General features: G+C 73.1%; 14 protein-coding genes and 1 pseudogene. 12 read left to right on the forward strand and 3 right to left on the reverse strand.

Features of this window, described 5'->3' with window-relative positions:
• Positions 1–47 precede the first annotated feature (47 nt).
• A complete protein-coding gene (locus ACH4MY_RS09265) occupies positions 48–923 on the reverse strand; it encodes an NAD(P)-dependent oxidoreductase (protein ID WP_397999790.1) in 876 nt (291 codons plus the stop codon).
• Between the two features lie 48 nt (positions 924–971).
• Between ACH4MY_RS09265 and ACH4MY_RS09270 the strand changes: the two genes are divergently transcribed.
• The 7 genes from ACH4MY_RS09270 (at position 972) to ACH4MY_RS09300 (ending at position 9,904) form a co-directional block, all read left to right on the forward strand.
• On the forward strand, positions 972–1,382 hold the full coding sequence (locus ACH4MY_RS09270; RefSeq protein ID WP_398000553.1) for a MerR family transcriptional regulator: 411 nt from the start codon (positions 972–974) through the stop codon (positions 1,380–1,382).
• A 27-nt stretch (positions 1,383–1,409) separates the two neighbouring features.
• Complete coding sequence (locus ACH4MY_RS09275; protein ID WP_397999793.1) at positions 1,410–2,279, forward strand: oxygenase MpaB family protein; 870 nt, start codon at positions 1,410–1,412, stop codon at positions 2,277–2,279.
• Positions 2,280–2,305: 26 nt separating this feature from the next.
• Positions 2,306–4,567: a tetratricopeptide repeat protein gene (locus ACH4MY_RS09280; RefSeq protein WP_397999796.1), complete on the forward strand. Its 2,262-nt coding sequence runs from the start codon at positions 2,306–2,308 to the stop codon at positions 4,565–4,567.
• A 168-nt stretch (positions 4,568–4,735) separates the two neighbouring features.
• On the forward strand, positions 4,736–6,304 hold the full coding sequence (locus ACH4MY_RS09285; RefSeq protein ID WP_397999798.1) for a phytoene desaturase family protein: 1,569 nt from the start codon (positions 4,736–4,738) through the stop codon (positions 6,302–6,304).
• 237 nt (positions 6,305–6,541) lie between these two features.
• A complete protein-coding gene (tdh, locus tag ACH4MY_RS09290; protein WP_398000556.1) occupies positions 6,542–7,576 on the forward strand; it encodes an L-threonine 3-dehydrogenase in 1,035 nt (344 codons plus the stop codon).
• 3 nt (positions 7,577–7,579) lie between these two features.
• The gene (locus tag ACH4MY_RS09295; protein ID WP_397999801.1) at positions 7,580–8,779 is read left to right on the forward strand and encodes a glycine C-acetyltransferase; all 1,200 of its coding nucleotides are present in this window, start codon (positions 7,580–7,582) and stop codon (positions 8,777–8,779) included.
• Positions 8,780–8,980: 201 nt separating this feature from the next.
• The gene (locus tag ACH4MY_RS09300) at positions 8,981–9,904 is read left to right on the forward strand and encodes a LysR family transcriptional regulator (RefSeq protein WP_397999804.1); all 924 of its coding nucleotides are present in this window, start codon (positions 8,981–8,983) and stop codon (positions 9,902–9,904) included.
• Between the two features lie 18 nt (positions 9,905–9,922).
• Here the strand turns inward: ACH4MY_RS09300 and ACH4MY_RS09305 are convergent, their stop codons facing one another.
• The gene (locus ACH4MY_RS09305; protein WP_397999807.1) at positions 9,923–11,755 is read right to left on the reverse strand and encodes a serine hydrolase; all 1,833 of its coding nucleotides are present in this window, start codon (positions 11,753–11,755) and stop codon (positions 9,923–9,925) included.
• A 118-nt stretch (positions 11,756–11,873) separates the two neighbouring features.
• On the opposite strand from ACH4MY_RS09305, the gene ACH4MY_RS09310 reads away from it, so the two are divergent.
• From ACH4MY_RS09310 to ACH4MY_RS09320, 3 genes are all read left to right on the forward strand, one after another.
• Positions 11,874–12,980, forward strand: a complete 1,107-nt coding sequence (locus tag ACH4MY_RS09310) for an NAD(P)H-dependent flavin oxidoreductase (protein WP_397999810.1) — start codon at positions 11,874–11,876, stop codon at positions 12,978–12,980.
• Positions 12,980–14,530, forward strand: a complete 1,551-nt coding sequence (locus ACH4MY_RS09315; RefSeq protein WP_397999812.1) for an acyl-CoA synthetase — start codon at positions 12,980–12,982, stop codon at positions 14,528–14,530. Before ACH4MY_RS09310 ends, ACH4MY_RS09315 begins: the two co-directional genes overlap by 1 nt.
• Before the next feature lie 142 nt (positions 14,531–14,672).
• On the forward strand, positions 14,673–15,374 hold the full coding sequence (locus ACH4MY_RS09320; RefSeq protein WP_397999815.1) for a GNAT family N-acetyltransferase: 702 nt from the start codon (positions 14,673–14,675) through the stop codon (positions 15,372–15,374).
• 66 nt (positions 15,375–15,440) lie between these two features.
• Here ACH4MY_RS09320 and ACH4MY_RS09325 read toward each other — a convergent pair.
• Positions 15,441–15,620: pseudogene (locus tag ACH4MY_RS09325) on the reverse strand (TetR-like C-terminal domain-containing protein); the annotation flags it as partial.
• Between the two features lie 176 nt (positions 15,621–15,796).
• Between ACH4MY_RS09325 and ACH4MY_RS09330 the strand changes: the two are divergent.
• Both ACH4MY_RS09330 and ACH4MY_RS09335 read left to right on the forward strand, forming a co-directional pair.
• Positions 15,797–16,201, forward strand: a complete 405-nt coding sequence (locus ACH4MY_RS09330; RefSeq protein WP_398000559.1) for a MarR family winged helix-turn-helix transcriptional regulator — start codon at positions 15,797–15,799, stop codon at positions 16,199–16,201.
• Between the two features lie 41 nt (positions 16,202–16,242).
• Positions 16,243–17,340, forward strand: a complete 1,098-nt coding sequence (locus ACH4MY_RS09335) for a calcium:proton antiporter (protein WP_397999817.1) — start codon at positions 16,243–16,245, stop codon at positions 17,338–17,340.
• Positions 17,341–17,353: the final 13 nt, after the last annotated feature.

Consider the following 17,353-nt stretch of genomic DNA (forward strand, 5'->3'; position numbering starts at 1 on the left):
GAGTCCGGCCCGGCCGGCGGCGGACACGCCGCGGCCGGGGCGGCCCGTCAGGGCTTGCCGAACTCCTCGATCAGGACCGGGTACTGCTCCCCGCCGTGCCCGGCGGCGATCGCCCGGTCGGCCATCGCCTTGAACAGCTTGGGGAGTTCGGCGTTGACGCCCAGGGCCTCGCTCTCCTCGATCAGGTGCGCCATCGCCCGTGCGTCGGTCTCCAGGGCCGCGACCTCGGCGGGGAACGAGCCCCGGTCGATCTGTTCCGCGTAGCCGGGGAGCCAGTCGGCGACGCCGGCGGCCATCCGGCGGGCGAACGGCGCGTAGGTCGCGGCGTCGACGCCGGCGGTCCGGAGCATGGCGGTGCCCTGGAGCCAGGCGTTGAGGACGCTCCACATCATGGTGAGACCGGCGACGTCGTACAGGGCCGCGAGACCGTGGTCCTCGCCGAGATGGGTGACGGTGCCGAGCGCTTCGAGGGTGGTCCTGTGCGCCTCGAAGTCGGAGCGCGGCCCACTGTGGAGGATCGTAGCGTCGGCGGTTCCGACGACCGGGGGGACGGCCATGACGGCGCCGTCCAGGTAGCGGGCGCCGTGTTGCGCGGCCCAGCGGGCGGTTTCCCGGGCCTGGGTGGAGTCGCCCGAGGTCAGGTTGACGAGCGTGGTACCGGCGAGTTCGTGCTCGCTCGCGCCGAGCAGTTCGCGCACGGCGCGGTAGTCGGTGACGCAGACGACCGTCAGGGGGCTCGCCCGAAGGGCGGCGCCGACCGAGGGCGCGAACCGCGCCCCCTCGGCGACCAACTCGGCGGCCTTGGAGGCCGAGCGGTTCCAGACGGTGGTGGGATGCCCGGCCCCGAGGAAGGCGGTGGCGAGTGCCCGGCCCATCAGGCCGAGTCCGACGACGGTCACAGGTGCGGCGGTTCGGTTGGTCATGGCAGCATCCTCAACGTTGATACCGGTATGAAGGTCAAGCGAGGTGCGATGCGGATCGGGGAACTGGGCCGTCGGACGGGTGTCCACACCCACCAGCTGCGCTACTACGAGGCCCAGGGCCTCCTGGAGGCGGAGCGCGGCGCCAACGGATATCGCGAGTACGACGAGAGCGCCGTGCTGCGGGTGCGGCAGATCCGGCACCTGCTCGGCGCCGGTCTCTCCTCCGAGGACATCGCGTACCTGCTGCCCTGCGCCGTCGGCGAGGTCCCCGAACTCCTGGGGTGCCCCGAGCTGCTGGCGGCGATGCGGTCGCGGATGCGGCGCATCGACGACCAGATGGAGCGGCTCGCCCGGTCCCGCGGCGCGCTCGCCGACTACATCGACGCGGCCGAGCGCTCGGGAGCCGAGAACTATCCGCCCTTCGACGAGGCCGACCTGGACGGGCGGGTTCCGGCATAGCCTGAACAGGACGAGGGAGGACGGGCCATGAGGCAGGACGCCGACCCGGGGCTTTTCGGGCCACGCTCCGTGACCTGGCAGGTGCACAGCGACCCGGTCATGTGGATCGCGGGGGTCCGGGCGCTGTGGCTGCAGGCGCTGCATCCCGTCGCCGTGCGCGGCGTCATGATCAACAGCAGCTTTCGCGAGGACCCCTGGGGGCGGCTCATGCGGACCGCGACCTTCGTCGGGACCCTGAGCTACGGGACCGCCGAGGCCGCCGAGTCCGCCGGGGCCCGGGTACGCCGGATCCACCGGCGGCTCGGCGTGGACGACCCCGAGCTGCTCCTCTGGGTGCACTGCGCCGAGACCGACTCGTACCTCTCGGTCGCCCGCCGCTCCGGCATCCCGCTCTCCGACGCCCAGGCCGACCGGTACGTGGACGAGCACCGCACCTCGGCCCGGCTCGTCGGGCTCGACCCGGCCGACGTCCCCGCGTCCGCCGCCGAACTCGCGGCCTACTTCGACGGCGTACGGCCCCGGCTGGCCGCCGGGCCGGACGCCCGCACCGTCGAGGACTTCCTCCGCCGGCCGCCCGTCCAACCGGCGCTCGTACCGGCGCGCGAGGTGATCTGGCGGCGCGTCACGGCGCTCGCGTACGACACTCTGCCCCCGTACGCCCATGCGCTCTACGGCCGCCCCGCCCCGCCGCCCGAGACCGTCACCCACCGTCTCGTCGCCACGGCCAACCTGCTCCGCTGCGTCCCCGCCCGACTGCGCTGGCGGCTGCCGCCCCGCCACATCCTCCGCGCCATGGACCGGCTCGGCCCGGAGACCCGGCCCGACCCATACGTGTACCCCGCCCCGTACCCACTGTCCGACCCGGCGTCCATACTGGAGAAGCCGGGGAAGGCGTAGGAAATCGACGGGGGCGGCAGCACACGATGGGGGACTCGAGACTGATCCAGGGCCGATACCGCCTGCACGAGGTCATCGGCCGCGGCGGTATGGGCGAGGTGTGGCGCGCCACCGACGAGGCGCTCGGCCGCGGCGTCGCCGTGAAGTGCCTCAAACCGCTCGGTCCGCAGCAGGACCCCCAGGTCCTCACCGTGGTCCGCGAGCGGTTCCGGCGCGAGGCCCGGGCGGCCGCCGCGCTCCAGCACCGGGGCATCACCGTCGTCCACGACTTCGGCGAGTACGACGGGGTGCTCTTCCTCGTCATGGAGCTCCTCGAAGGGCGCAACCTCAGCCAGCTCCTCGCCGCCAACGCACAGCACCCGCTGCCCGTCCAGGACGTCGTCGAGATCGCCGACCAGGTCGCCGACGCCCTGGCGTACACCCACGGCCACGGGATCGTGCACCGCGACCTCAAGCCCGCGAACATCATGCGGCTGCGGGACGGGACGGTGAAGATCTGCGACTTCGGAATAGCGCGCCTCGGCGCGGACGTGGGCTTCACGTCCAAGCTCACCGGGACCGGCATCGCCATGGGCACGCCGCACTACATGTCACCGGAGCAGATCGGCGGCGGCGAGGTCGACCACCGCAGCGACCTCTACTCGCTCGGGTGCGTGCTGTACGAGCTCGCCACCGGCGTGCCGCCCTTCGACCTGGGCGACTCCTGGGCGATCCTCATCGGCCACCGGGACACGGTGCCGAGTCCGCCGCGCGCGCACCGCGCCGAACTCCCGGACTACTTCGACCGGATCGTCGTCGATCTGCTCGCCAAGACGCCGGAGGAGCGGCCGGCCGACGCGGGCGACCTGCGCCGCCGGATCGTCTCGGGCCGGGTCGCGCCGTCCCTTCCCGCCCTCCCGGCCGGTCCGTCCTTCTCCGGGGCCACGGTCGTGCCCGGCCCCGGCCCGGGCTTCGGCCCCGGCGTGCCCGCGCCCGTGCCCGCCTGGATCCGGGCGATCACCGGGGGGCACCGGCCCGCCGACGCCGGCGCCACCCAGCGCCCGGTCGCCCACGACCCCGCCGCGGCCGTACTCACCACCGAGTGGACCACCTCGGCCGCCGCCCCCACCACCGCCATGCCCGCGCCCGAGGCGCGTACGCCGGAGCGCGTCGTCCCCTCAGCCGAGCTGATCGCGGTGCTCGCCGGCCGGTACCGGGCGGGCATGGGCCTCGGACGCCTCGGCCGCTGGGGCGAGGCCGAGTCCGTCCACCGGTCCGTGGCCGAGCACCGTGCCGCGGCCCTCGGCGAGGAACACCCCGACACCCTGGCCAGCCACTACGAGGTCGGCTTCGCCCTCGCGCGGCTCGACCGCCCCACCGACGCCCTGCGCGTCTTCGAGCGGGTCGCCGCGACCCGCGCCCGCGTCCTCGGCGACGACCACCCCGACACCCTGGCTGCCCGGCAGGAGCGGGCGTACGCGCTCGGCCGCCTCGGACGGCACCCCGAGGCGTACGAGGTGTACGTCTCCGTCCTCGCCGCCCGTGAGCGCACCGTGGGCCCCGACCACCCCGACACCCTGCGCTGCCGGCACAACCTTGCCTTCACCCTCGGCCGCCTCGGCCGCGTCGAGGAGTCGTACCGCACGGCGCGGGAGGTCGCGGAGACACGGGCCCGGCTCCTCGGCGAGGACCATCCCGACACCCTGCTGACCCGGCAGGAAGTGGCGTACACGCTCGGCCGGTTGGGGCGGGGCGATGAGGCGCTCGCCCAGTACCGCGCGGTCGAGGACGCGCGCGCCGCGGCCCTCGGCCCCGACCATCCCGACACCCTCGCCGCCCGCTACGAGACCGGGGTCTGTCTCGGCCGGCTGGGCCAGGCGGCGGACGCGCTCGACGTCTGCCGCGACCTCGTCGCCGCCCGCACCCGCGCGCAGGGCGCCGACGGTCCCGAGACCCTTCGCGCCCGGCACGCCCTCGCCGTCAACCTCGGCAGGCTCGGCCGCTGGCAGGAGGCGCTGGCCGAGTCCGAGAGCGTCCACGCCGACCGGCTTCGGGTCCTCGGGCCCGACCACCCGGAGACCCTCCTGAGCCGCCGCGAGACCGCGGTCGCCCTCGGCCGGCTCGGCCGCCGGGAGGAGGCGCTCGTGTCCCACCGTGCCGTCGCCGCGGCCCGTACCCGGCTCCTCGGCCCCGCCCACCCCGACACCCTCGCGGCCCTCGACGACGAGGCCCACTGCCTGGAGCGCCTGGGCCGGCACGCCGAGGCGGCCGCCCTCCACCTGAGAGCGGCCACCCCGCCGCCTGGCTGATCGGGCCGTCCGCATGCCGCGGACGTCCACCGGCCTGGCGCATCGCCGGGGGCGCTGCGGCGGCCGTGTCGCCCCGGCGACACCCCGTCGTCACAGGGAGGCGCTCCCTGCCGGGCGTCCCCGTGCGGTCGGTCTTCCCCGGCCGCCGCCGCCGTGTGAGCATGAGCCATGACCGCCCCCGACATGCTCTCCGGTGCCCAGGCAGCCTCCCGCTCGTACGACGCCGTCGTGGTCGGAGGCGGCCACAACGGCCTGGTCGCCGCCGCCTATCTGGCCCGCGCCGGGCGTTCCGTCCTCGTCCTCGAACGGCTCGGCACCACGGGCGGGGCGGCCGTCTCCACCCGGCCCTTCGCCGGGGTCGACGCACGGCTCTCCCGGTACTCGTACCTCGTGTCGCTCCTCCCGGAGAAGATCGTGCGCGAGCTCGGACTGCGGTTCGCCGTGCGGAAGCGGTCCGTCTCCTCGTACACGCCGAAGGGCGACGGCGGCCTGCTCGTCGGCGGCGGCCCCGACCGCACCCGCGCCTCGTTCGCCGCGCTCACCGGCTCCGACCGCGAGTACGAGGCCTGGCAGGCCTTCTACGACCGCACCGCCCGCGCCGCCCGCCGCGTCTTCCCCACCCTCACCGAGCCCCTTCCGAGCCGCGGCGAGCTCCAGGCCCGCGTGGACGATGCCGAGACCTGGCGGATGCTCTTCGAGGACCCCCTCGGGGTCACCGTCGAGCGGGAGTTCGCCGACGACCTCGTCCGCGGTGTGGTCCTCACCGACGCCCTCATCGGCACCTTCGCCGACGCCCACGATCCGACACTCCTGCAGAACCGCTGCTTCCTCTACCACGTCATCGGCGGCGGCACCGGCGACTGGGACGTGCCCGTCGGCGGCATGGGCGCCCTCACCGACGCCCTCGCCGACGCGGCCCGCGCCGCCGGGGCCCACATCCTCACCGGCCACGAGGCCACCCGGATCGAGACCGACGGCAGTCACGCCGCGATCACCTACCGCACCGCCGACGGCGAGGGCACCGTCGACGCCGACCAGGTACTCGTCAACGCCTCACCCCGCGACCTGGCCGCCCTCCTCGGCGAGGCGCCCCCGCCCGCCCCCGAAGGAGCCCAGCTCAAGGTCAACATGCTGCTCACCCGGCTGCCGAAGCTCCGCGACCGCTCCGTCGACCCGCACGAGGCCTTCGCCGGCACCTTCCACATCGCCGAGGGGTACGGACAGCTCGCCACCGCCCATGCCGAGGCCGCCGCCGGCCGGCTGCCCTCCGCCCCGCCCTCCGAGATCTACTGCCACTCCCTCACCGACCCGACGATCCTCGGCCCCGGACTCGCCGCCACGGGACACCACACCCTCACCCTGTTCGGGCTGCACACCCCCGCCCGGCTGTTCACCGCCGACAACGACGGCACCCGGGCCGCGCTCCTCAGGGCGACGCTCGACCAGCTCGACGCCCATCTGGACGAGCCGATCGCCGACTGCCTCGCCGTCGACGCGGACGGCCGCCCCTGCATCGAGGCGAAGACCCCGCTCGACCTCGAACGGGAACTGCGGCTGCCCGGCGGCCACATCTTCCACCGGGACCTCTCCTTCCCCTACGCGGAGGAGGGCACGGGCCGCTGGGGCGTCGAGACCCGGCACGCCAACGTGCTGCTGTGCGGAGCGGGCGCGGTCCGGGGCGGGGGAGTGAGCGGCATCCCGGGTCACAACGCCGCGATGGCGGCGCTGGGCCACTGACGGGGACGTCCGCCTCGGGGACGGCACGGCGGCGTCCCCGACGGTGGGCTCTCCGTTCGGCCCCGTTGACGTCGCCCCGCCCCCGCCCGTGGTGTGAAGCTGATCTGCGAGCGCGCTTAAGAAATCCTCGATGGACCGCGAGCGCTCCGTACGGGAGATTCTCTTCCAGGGATCTTGGGCGCGCAGTCGCGCCCGTACCCCGAACATCACAGGACACGCACGTCGGGAGCCGTGGCATTGAAGGCATTGGTCAAGCTGAAGGCGGAGCCGGGACTCTGGCTCACGGACGTGCCCGAGCCGGAGACCGGCCCCGGAGACGTACTGATCAAGGTCAAGCGGACCGGTATCTGCGGGACGGACCTGCACATCCGCTCCTGGGACGGCTGGGCGCAGAAGACGATCGCCACGCCGCTGACCGTCGGGCACGAGTTCGTCGGCGAGGTCGTCTCCGTCGGCCGTGACGTCGCCGACATCAACATCGGCGACCTGGTCAGCGGCGAGGGCCACCTCGTCTGCGGCAAGTGCCGCAACTGTCTGGCCGGCCGCCGCCACCTCTGCCGCGCCACCATCGGCCTCGGCGTCGGCCGCGACGGCGCCTTCGCCGAGTACGTGGCACTGCCCGCGTCCAACGTGTGGGTGCACCGCGTCCCCGTCGACCTCGACATCGCCGCGATCTTCGATCCGTTCGGCAACGCCGTGCACACGGCGCTCTCCTTCCCGCTCGTCGGCGAGGACGTCCTGGTCACCGGCGCGGGCCCGATCGGCATCATGGCCGCCGCCGTCGCCAAGCACGCCGGCGCACGCAGCGTCATGATCACCGACGTCAGCGAGGAGCGCCTGACCCTGGCGCGCAAGACGGGCGTCACGCTCGCCCTCAACGTCGCCGAGCAGACCATCGCCGACGGCCAGCGCACCCTCGGGCTCAAGGAGGGCTTCGACGTCGGCCTGGAGATGTCCGGCAACCCTCGCGCGATGCGCGACATGGTCGCCAACATGACCAACGGCGGAAAGATCGCCATGCTGGGCCTGCCCAGCGAGGACTTCGCCGTCGACTGGGCGAAGATCGTCACCTCCATGATCACGGTCAAGGGCATCTACGGACGCGAGATGTTCGAGACCTGGTACGCGATGTCGGTGCTCCTGGAGGGTGGCCTGGACCTCGCCCCCGTGGTCACCGGGCGCTACGCGTACACCGACTTCGAGGCCGCCTTCGACGACGCGGCCTCCGGCAAGAGCGGCAAGATCATCCTCGACTGGACTGCGGGAGCCTGACCCATGTTCGATTCCGTACGCGACGACATCCGTACCACCCTCGAAGAGATCCGGCAGGCCGGACTGCACAAGCCCGAGCGGGTCATCGGCACCCCCCAGTCGGCCACCGTCGCCGTCACCTCGGGCGGCCGCCCCGGCGAGGTGCTCAACTTCTGCGCCAACAACTACCTCGGCCTCGCCGACCACCCCGAGGTCATCGCCGCCGCCCACGAGGCCCTCGACCGCTGGGGCTACGGCATGGCGTCCGTCCGCTTCATCTGCGGCACGCAGGAGGTGCACAAGGAGCTGGAGGCGCGCCTCTCCTCCTTCCTCGGCCAGGAGGACACGATCCTCTACTCCTCCTGCTTCGACGCCAACGGCGGCGTCTTCGAGACGATCCTCGGCCCCGAGGACGCGGTCATCTCCGACGCCCTCAACCACGCCTCCATCATCGACGGCATCCGCCTCTCCAAGGCCCGCCGCTTCCGCTACGCCAACCGTGACATGGCCGACCTGGAGCAGCAGCTGAAGGAGGCCACGGAGGGCGGCGCGCGGCGCAAGCTCATCGTCACCGACGGCGTCTTCTCGATGGACGGCTACGTCGCCCCGCTCGAAGACATCTGCGATCTGGCCGAGCGCTACGACGCCATGGTCATGGTCGACGACTCGCACGCCGTCGGCTTCGTCGGCCCCGGCGGCCGCGGCACCCCCGAGCTGCACGGCGTCATGGACCGCGTCGACATCATCACCGGCACCCTCGGCAAGGCCCTCGGCGGAGCCTCCGGCGGCTATGTCGCCGCCCGCGCCGAGATCGTCGCCCTGCTGCGCCAGCGGTCCCGCCCGTACCTCTTCTCGAACACCCTCGCCCCGGTGATCGCCGCCGCCTCCCTCAAGGTCCTCGACCTCCTGGAGTCCGCCGGTGACCTGCGCGACCGGCTGCGCGCCAACACCGAGCTGTTCCGGACCCGGATGACGGCGGAGGGCTTCGACATCCTCCCCGGCGACCACGCCATCGCCCCCGTCATGATCGGCGACGCGTCCGAGGCCGGCCGCATGGCCGAGCTGCTCCTGGAGCGCGGCGTGTACGTGATCGGCTTCTCGTACCCGGTCGTGCCGCAGGGCAAGGCCCGCATCCGCGTGCAGCTCTCCGCCGCGCACTCCACGGAGGACGTGAACCGGGCCGTCGACGCCTTCGTCGACGCCCGCGCCGCCCTGCGCGGCTGACGGCGGCACGGAGGGAGCCGCCCCGCGTCGCCGAGCGGGGCGGCTCCCGCCCCGCTCGGCCTCGGCGGGAGCCTGTCCCCGGGGCCTGCGTGGTCGCGGCGGGCGGTGGTCCCACGGCCTGCCCGGTCGCCGCGGGCGGGTGGGACCACGGCCCGCGCGGTCGCGGTGAGCAGCGGTCTCGCGGCCTGCGAGACTAGGGGCATGATCGAAGCGCGGCGGTTGCACATCCTCCGTGCGGTGGCCGACCACCGCACGGTCACGGCGGCGGCCGCCGCGCTGTACCTCACCCCCTCCGCCGTCTCCCAGCAGCTCGCCGCCCTGGAGCAGGAGACCGGCCATCGCCTGGTCGACCGCAGCGCCCGCGGCGCCCGTCTCACCCCGGCCGGCGAGATCCTGCTCAGCCACGCCAACGCCGTTCTGGCCCAGCTGGAGCGCGCCGAGTCCGAACTCGCCGCCTACAGCTCCGGCGAGGCCGGTACGGTCACGGTCGCCGCCTTCGCCACCGGCATCGGACTCGTGGTGGCCCCGGCCCTCAGGGCCCTGGCCGGTACCGCGCCCGGCATCCGGGTCCGGGTGCAGGACGCCGAGGGCGACGAGAGTCTGCTCATGGTCCTCGACCGGCAGGTGGACGTGGCCGTCGCGGTCGAGTACCGGGGCGCCCCCGGCGAGGACGACGCCCGGCTCACCCGCGTCCCGCTCTACGCGGAGGCCTTCGACGCCGTTCTGCCGCCCGGCCACCCGCTGGCGGGCGAGGAACGGGTCGCGCTCGGCGACCTGGCCAAGGACAGCTGGATCGGCCAGTCCACCGGCAACCCGTGCCATGACGTGACCGTCCTGGCCTGCGAGTACGCGGGCTTCGCCCCCCGGTTCGCCCATGTCTCCGACGACTTCAGGGCCGTCGTCGCCCTCGCCTCCGCCGCCGCCGGAGTGGCGCTCGTGCCGCGTTCGGCACTGCGCGGGACGGACCTCAGCCAGGTCGTGATCCGTCCCGTGGACGGGGTCGCGCCCACCCGCCGGGTGTTCGCCGCGGTACGGCGGGGAGCCGAGGAGCACCCGTTGATCAGCCCCCTCCTCACGGAGCTGCGCAAGGCGGCGGAACCGGAACGGTCGGACGCGGCGCACTGACGGCCCGGTCCGCGCCGCTCAGTCGGCGGACGCCGTCCACCCCACCGCCTCCAGCCGTGCGCCGTCCGCGGGCCGTGCCTCGTCGAAGAGCGGCCGACCGGCCGCGTCGAGGACCCGCACCCCGTCCACGTACACCCCGCGCCCGACGTACCGGCTGTCGGTCGTGCACCGCCAGCGCAGCCGCACGGGGGCGGCGCCGGGCTCCGGCACCTCGGCCGTGAGCCGGTGCCAGACCCGGCCCGACCAGCCGCTCACGGCGCCCGAGGGATGCGGCAGCGGTTCCTCCCCCGGGCGCACGGTCACGAAGGGCACCGGTTCCCAGCTCGCCCCGCCGTCCGCGGAGGCCTCCAGCCGGGCGGAGTCCGTGCCCGGCTCGGTGTCCCACCACAGCGCGCACTCGAACCGGGCCGCCCCCGGCACCGGGGGCAGGGTGAGGGTGCCGGTGGCACCGCTCCCCATCCCGGAGAACCAGGCCGTACGGCCCCGGGCGGGCCGTACGGGCACGGCCCTCGCCAGCCGGTCCGCGGTCGCGACGCGCGGCGCGGAGCCCGAGCGCCAGGAGCGCACCGGATGCACCGAGTTGCCGAGGACGATCAGGAAGGAGTCGGTCGTCGGGTCCAGGACGAGGCTGGTGCCCGTGAATCCGGTGTGCCCGGCCGTCCGGGGCGTGGCCATCGCGCCCATGTACCAGTGCTGGTAGAGCTCGAAGCCGAGTCCGTGCTCGTCGCCGGGGAAGGCCGTGTTGAAGTCGGTGAACATCAGCTCCACCGAGGCGGGGGAGAGGATGCGGGCCCGGCCGTACGCCCCGCCGTTGAGGAGGGTCCGGGCGAGGATCGCGAGGTCCCAGGCGCGGGAGAAGATCCCGGCGTGGCCGGCGACCCCGCCCAGGCTGTGGGCGTTCTCGTCGTGGACCTCGCCCCACACCATGCCCCGGTCGAGGCCGGACCAGGGCGGCCGGGCGTCCTCGGTGGCGGCGATTCCGGGCTGCCAGGAGAGCGGTGGATTGAAACGAGTGCGGTGCATCCCGAGCGGAGCGGTGATCTCGTCGTGGAGCAGGACATCCAGACCGTGACCGGTGATCTCTTCGAGGATCAGCTGAAGTGAGATCAGATTCAGATCGGAGTAGAGGTAGGCGGAGCCCGGAGGGCTCGCCGGAACCTCGTCCCAGAGCAGTCGCAGCTTCCCCTCCCGTGTGGGCTCCTTGTACAGCGGGATCCAGGACCGGAAGCCGGAGGTGTGGGTGAGGAGCTGCCGGACCGTCACCTCCTGCTTCCCGCCCCCGCCGAACTCCGGAAGGTACGCCGTGACCCTCGCCTCCAGGTCGAGGGTTCCGCGCTCGATCTGCTGCACGGCCAGGATCGACGTGAACAGTTTGGAGACCGACGCCAGATCGAAGACCGTCTCCTCGGTCATGGGGAGCTGCCGCTCCGGCGGCAGCTCGATCCCCGTGTCCGTCTTCTCGTCGTAGCCCGCGTACCGCACGGCCGAACCGATCGCCCGGTGCAGGGCGACGGTCCCTCCGCGCCCGGCCAGCAGGACGGCTCCCGCGTACCAGGGGTGGACGGGGGAGGGGCCGAGGAAACGCTCGGCCTCCGTGACGAGCCGGTCCAGGTGTCCCGAGAGCAGCCCGGCCCGCTCGGCCGAGCCCCGCCGCAGCGTGGTCCGCCGCTCGGCGGAGCCCCCGCGCCCGAACCCGGAGCCGCTCCCGGTACCACCCCCGGACCCGGGATCGGGGGCGGCCGCCGCCCCCGGCACCGTACCGATCACCACCGCACCTCCCAGGGCCAGCAGCCCGCCGCCGAACGTGCGGCGGCTCAGTCCGCCCCGGCCTCTCGTCGCATCCGTCGCCATTCCCACCCTCTCCCACCCCGGGCGGCGGTGAAACGTCGACAGGCCGTTCCGCAAAGAATCTGACGATGCATCAGAAAACCTCTTCCCTCCGGCGCGCCGCTGCGGCATCCTGCCGCCCATGAAGACGGAGCTGAGTCGCACACTGGGGATCGAGCACGCCATCTTCGGCTTCACGCCCTTCCCCGCGGTGGCCGCCGCACTCACCAGAGCCGGCGGATTCGGAGTGCTCGGAGCGGTGCGCTACACCGACCCCGACGAGCTCGCCCGCGACCTCGACTGGATGCAGGAGCACACCGACGGCCTGCCCTACGGCCTCGACGTCGTGATGCCCGCCAAGAAGGTCGAGGGGGTGACCGAGGCCGAGGTCGAGGCCATGATCCCGGAGGAGCACCGGGCGTTCGTCCGCGCCACCCTCGCCAAGCACGGCGTGCCCGAACTCGCCGAGGGCGAGGCCTCCGGCTGGCGCATCACCGGCTGGATGGAGCAGGTCGCCCGCAACCAGCTCGACGTGGCCTTCGACTACCCGATCAGACTCCTCGCCAACGCCCTCGGCTCCCCGCCCCCGGACGTCGTCGCCCGCGCCCACGACCACGGCGTCCTCGTCGCCGCCCTCGCCGGCAGCGCCCGCCACGCCCGCCACCACGCCGAGGCCGGCATCGACATCGTCGTCGCCCAGGGATACGAGGCAGGCGGCCACACCGGCGAGATCGCCTCCATGGTCCTCACCCCCGAGGTCGTCGACGCCGTGTCCCCGCTGCCCGTGCTCGCCGCCGGCGGCATCGGCAGCGGCGAACAGATCGCCGCCGGACTCGCCCTCGGCGCCCAGGGCGTCTGGCTCGGCTCGATCTGGCTCACCACCACCGAGGCCGAGATGCACTCCCGCGCCCTCACCGCCAAGCTCCTCGCCGCCGGTTCCGGCGACACCGTCCGTTCCCGCGCCCTCACCGGCAAGCCCGCCCGTCAGCTCCGCACCGAGTGGACCGACGCCTGGGACGACCCGGCGGGGCCGGGCCCGCTCCCCATGCCGCTCCAGGGACTTCTGGTCGCCGAGGCCGTCTCCCGCATCCAGCGCCACGAGGTCGAACCGCTCCTCGGCACCCCCGTCGGCCAGATCGTCGGCCGGATGAACTCCGAGCGCAGCGTCCAGCAGGTCGTGGACGAGCTCACCCGCGGCTTCGAGAAGGCCGTCGACCGCATCAACCGCATCGCCGGAAGGGACGAATGATGAGCGGAGCAGCCCCCGGATTCTGGGCGCAGGCCGCCGCGGACGCCGGCCGTACGGTCCTGGTCGCACCCGACGGCGAGGAGTGGACCGCCGGCCGGCTGCACACCGAGGCCAACCGGCTGGTCCACGGGCTGCGCGCCGCCGGTCTCGAACGCGGCGACGCGTTCGCCGTCGTCCTGCCCAACGGCCCCGAGTTCTTCACCGCCCATCTCGCCGCCACCCAGGCCGGGTTCTACCTCGTCCCCGTCAACCACCACTTCGTCGGCCCCGAGATCGCCTGGATCGTCGCCGACTCCGGCGCCAAGGTCCTCCTCGCCCACGAGCGGTTCGCCGAGACCGTGACCCTCGCCGCCGACGAGGCCGGACTCGCCGCCACCCACTGGTACGCCGTCGGCACGATCCCCGGTTTCCGCCCGTACGCCGAACTGCTCGAAGACCAGGACGGGACCGCCCCCGCCGACCGCACCCTCGGCTGGGTCATGAACTACACCTCCGGCACCACCGGACGGCCCCGCGGCATCCGCCGCCCGCTCCCCGGAAAGCTCCCCGAGGAGACCCACCTCGGCGGATTCCTCGGCATCTTCGGCATCCGGCCGGGTGACGGAAACGTCCACCTCGTCTGCTCGCCGCTCTATCACACCGCCGTACTCCAGTTCGCCGCCGCCGCCCTCCACATCGGGCACCCGCTCGTCCTGATGGACCGGTGGACGCCCGAGGAGATGCTGCGCCTCATCGACCGGCACGCCTGCACCCACACCCATATGGTCCCCACCCAGTTCCACCGGCTGCTCTCCCTCCCCCCGGAGGTACGGGAGCGGTACGACGTCTCCTCCATGCGCCACGCCATCCACGGCGCCGCACCCTGCCCCGAACACGTGAAGCGCGCGATGATCGACTGGTGGGGCCGGTGCGTCGAGGAGTACTACGCCGCCAGCGAGGGCGGGGGCGCCTTCGCCACCGCCGAGGAGTGGCTGAAGAAGCCCGGCACGGTCGGCAGGGCCTGGCCCATCAGCGAACTCGCCGTCTTCGACGACGACGGGGTACGGCTGCCGCCCGGCGAACTCGGCACCGTCTACCTGAAGATGAACACCGGCGGCTTCCAGTACCACAAGGACGAGGCGAAGACCGCGAAGAACCGCATCGGCGACTTCTTCACCGTCGGGGACCTCGGCGTCCTCGACGAGGACGGCTATCTCTTCCTGCGCGACCGCAAGATCGACATGATCATCTCCGGCGGGGTCAACATCTACCCGGCCGAGATCGAGGCCGCGCTCCTCGCCCACCCCGCCGTCGCGGACGCCGCCGCCTTCGGCATCCCGCACGCCGACTGGGGTGAGGAGGTCAAGGCCGTCGTCGAGGCGGCCGAGGGCCGTGAACCGGGCCCCGCGCTCGCCGACGCGATCCTCGCCCACTGCGCCGACCGTCTCGCCGGCTTCAAGCGCCCGAAGTCCGTCGACTTCGTCGCGGCCATGCCCCGCGACCCCAACGGCAAGCTCTACAAGCGCCGTCTGCGCGATCCCTACTGGGAGGGCCACGAGCGCCCGCTCTAGGAACGGTCCGGGCGCTCTTCGTCCCGGCCGCGCATGCCACGGCCACCGGCCGGATTCCCGCCCGCCTAGACTTCGGCTGCGAGGGGGCTCCCACGGTGACCGCGCCTTCTCCGTTCGGCATGGACACGAGAGGGACTACACGATGGTGGGCCGCGATGCCTTCGTACTGGACGACCCGGTGGGTGAGTCCCTCCGCGACCGTCACGCGCATCTCGCCCGCCGCGTGGGCCGGGCCTGGACCTATCTGCCGGACGTCTCGACCTTCGCCGCCGTGTCCACCGACCCGGATCCGGCGAGGTGGACCGACCTCACCGAACTCCTCGGCCGGGGCGGGTTCGCCGACATGTTCAGCTGCCCGGTGCTCCCTCCGTCGGACTGGGAGCCCGTCTTCGTCCTGGAAGGCCGCCAGATGATCCGGCCGGGCGGCGCCGCCGAGGGTGCGGGCGACGAGACGGACGACGGCGTGGTCGAACTGGGCGCGGACAGCGTGCCCGAGATGCTGGACCTCGTCGAGCGCACCCGGCCGGGGCCGTTCTGGTCCCGCACCCCCGAACTCGGCACCTATCTCGGCATCCGCGAGAAGGGCGCGCTGGTGGCCATGGCCGGCGAGCGCCTCAAGCCCCCGGGATGGACCGAGATCAGCGCGGTCTGCACCGCGCCCGAGGCCCGCGGGCAGGGATACGCCGCCCGTCTGGTCGGCGCGCTCGCCGCACGCGTCGAGGCGCGGGGCGAAGGGGCCTTCCTCCATGTGGCCGAGGCGAACACCGGGGCGATCGCCCTCTACGAGAAGCTCGGCTTCGTGACCCGCAAGCAGGTGACCTTCCGCGGGTTCCGAACGCCCTAGCGGGCGCGGCGCGGGCCGCGCTCGGGCCCGGGGGTGCGCCGCCCTCGGATCCGGGGCACGCCGGACTCAGGCCCGGGGTGCCGCCGGTTCGTCCAGTTCGGCGGCGAAGCGCAGCGCCGGATCGAGGTCCATGCCCGTGAAGTGGCCGGCGAGCTCCAGGGACAGGACGCCGTGCATCCGGGTCCAGAAGGTCAGGAACCGGTGGAGCGCCCCACGCGGCCGCCGTTGGCCCGGAACTCCTCGATGACCTGTTGGTTGAAATCGGACATGGCTGTGCCTTCCGGTAGCATCGGTTCCGGCAGATCCATTTGCTTTGAAAGCAAAACTAAAAGGGAGGGTGCAGGGTGTCAACCGCACACGAGGGGGACGAGGCCGCCCTCGGGCCGGACCTGGACGAGGCCGTACGCACCTTGCTGCTGCTCATGCCTCGGATGGTCGGACGGGCCAAGCGCATCAGAATCCCCGACGAGTTGCAGTCGCTCACGCTCGCGCCCCGCCATCTCTCCCTGCTCGCCTATCTCCTGTTCGACGGGCCACTGAGCGTCAACGAGCTCGCCGGCCGGCTGGAGATCGCCCCCACGACCGTGAGTCTGATGGTGGGGGACCTGGCGAAGAAGGGCGTGCTGGAGCGGGTCGAGGACCCCGCCGACCGCAGGCGCAAAATCGTCTCCATCGCGTCGGCGCACAGTGCCGCCATCGACGGCTGGCTGGGCCGCAGCGCCGGCGCCTGGCGCGCGGCGCTCGCCCCGCTCGACGCGGCGCAACGGCGCATGTTCCTGGAGACCCTCACGGCGTACGAGCGCGGCCTCAGCGACCCCCTGGATTGACCGAACCGGGCGAAAGCCCCCTTTGTGGCAGGATGCGGATCATGAGTTCGAGCACGGCGTCATTGACGCGGCAGTGGACCACCTGGGGGCCGGTGGTGGCGGCGCTTGTCCTTGTCGCGGCCTGGGGGCGCGATCTCCCGGGCTTCGCCGTCGGACTCATCGCGCTCTGTCTGATCGCCGCCGTCCTCGCCGCCGTCCACCATGCCGAGGTCATCGCCCACCGGGTGGGCGAACCCTACGGCTCGCTCGTCCTCGCCGTGGCCGTCACCGTCATCGAGGTCGGACTCATCGTCTCGCTGATGGTGGGAGGCGGTGAGAAGACCTCTACCTACGCACGGGACACCGTGTTCGCCGCCGTCATGATCACCTGCAACGGCATCGTCGGCCTCTCCCTCCTCGTCGGCGCGCTCCGCAACAGGGTCGCGGTCTTCAACGCCGAGGGTTCCGGCGGCGCGCTCGCCACCGTCTGCACCCTGGCCACGATGACGCTGGTCCTGCCGACCTTCACCACCAGCCATCAGGGCCCCGAGTTCTCCGGCGTCCAGCTCGCCTTCGCCGCCGTCGCCTCCATCTGCCTGTACGCCGTGTTCGTCGGCGTCCAGACCGTCCGGCACCGGGACTACTTCCTCCCGGTGCCGCGTCCGGGCCAGGACTCGGAGGACGAGCACGCCGACCCGCCGACCAGGCGTGACGCCTGGACCAGCCTCGGCCTCCTCGTCGTCGCGCTCGTCGCCGTCGTCGGCAACGCCAAGCTGATCTCGCCGACCATCGAGGACGGCGTCCAGTCGGCGGGCCTGCCGAAGGCGGTCGTCGGTGTCGTGATCGCGCTGATGGTGCTGCTGCCCGAGACCCTCGCCGCCGTCCGTGCGGCCCGTCGGGACCGTGTCCAGACCAGCCTCAATCTCGCGTACGGCTCCGCGATCGCCAGCATCGGTCTGACGATTCCGGCGATCGCGCTCGCCTCGATCTGGCTGTCCGGGCCCCTGGTGCTCGGGCTCGGCCCGCTCCACATGGTGCTGCTCGTCCTCACCGGTGTGGTGAGCGCCCTGACCGTGGTGCCCGGACGGGCCACGCTCCTCCAGGGCGGCGTCCACCTCGCGATCTTCGCCGCCTTCGTGTTCCTGTCCTTCAGCCCCTGACTGCGGGGCCCCG

Source organism: Streptomyces sp. NPDC017246, assembly GCF_044331325.1.
Classification (GTDB): Bacteria; Actinomycetota; Actinomycetes; order Streptomycetales; family Streptomycetaceae; genus Streptomyces.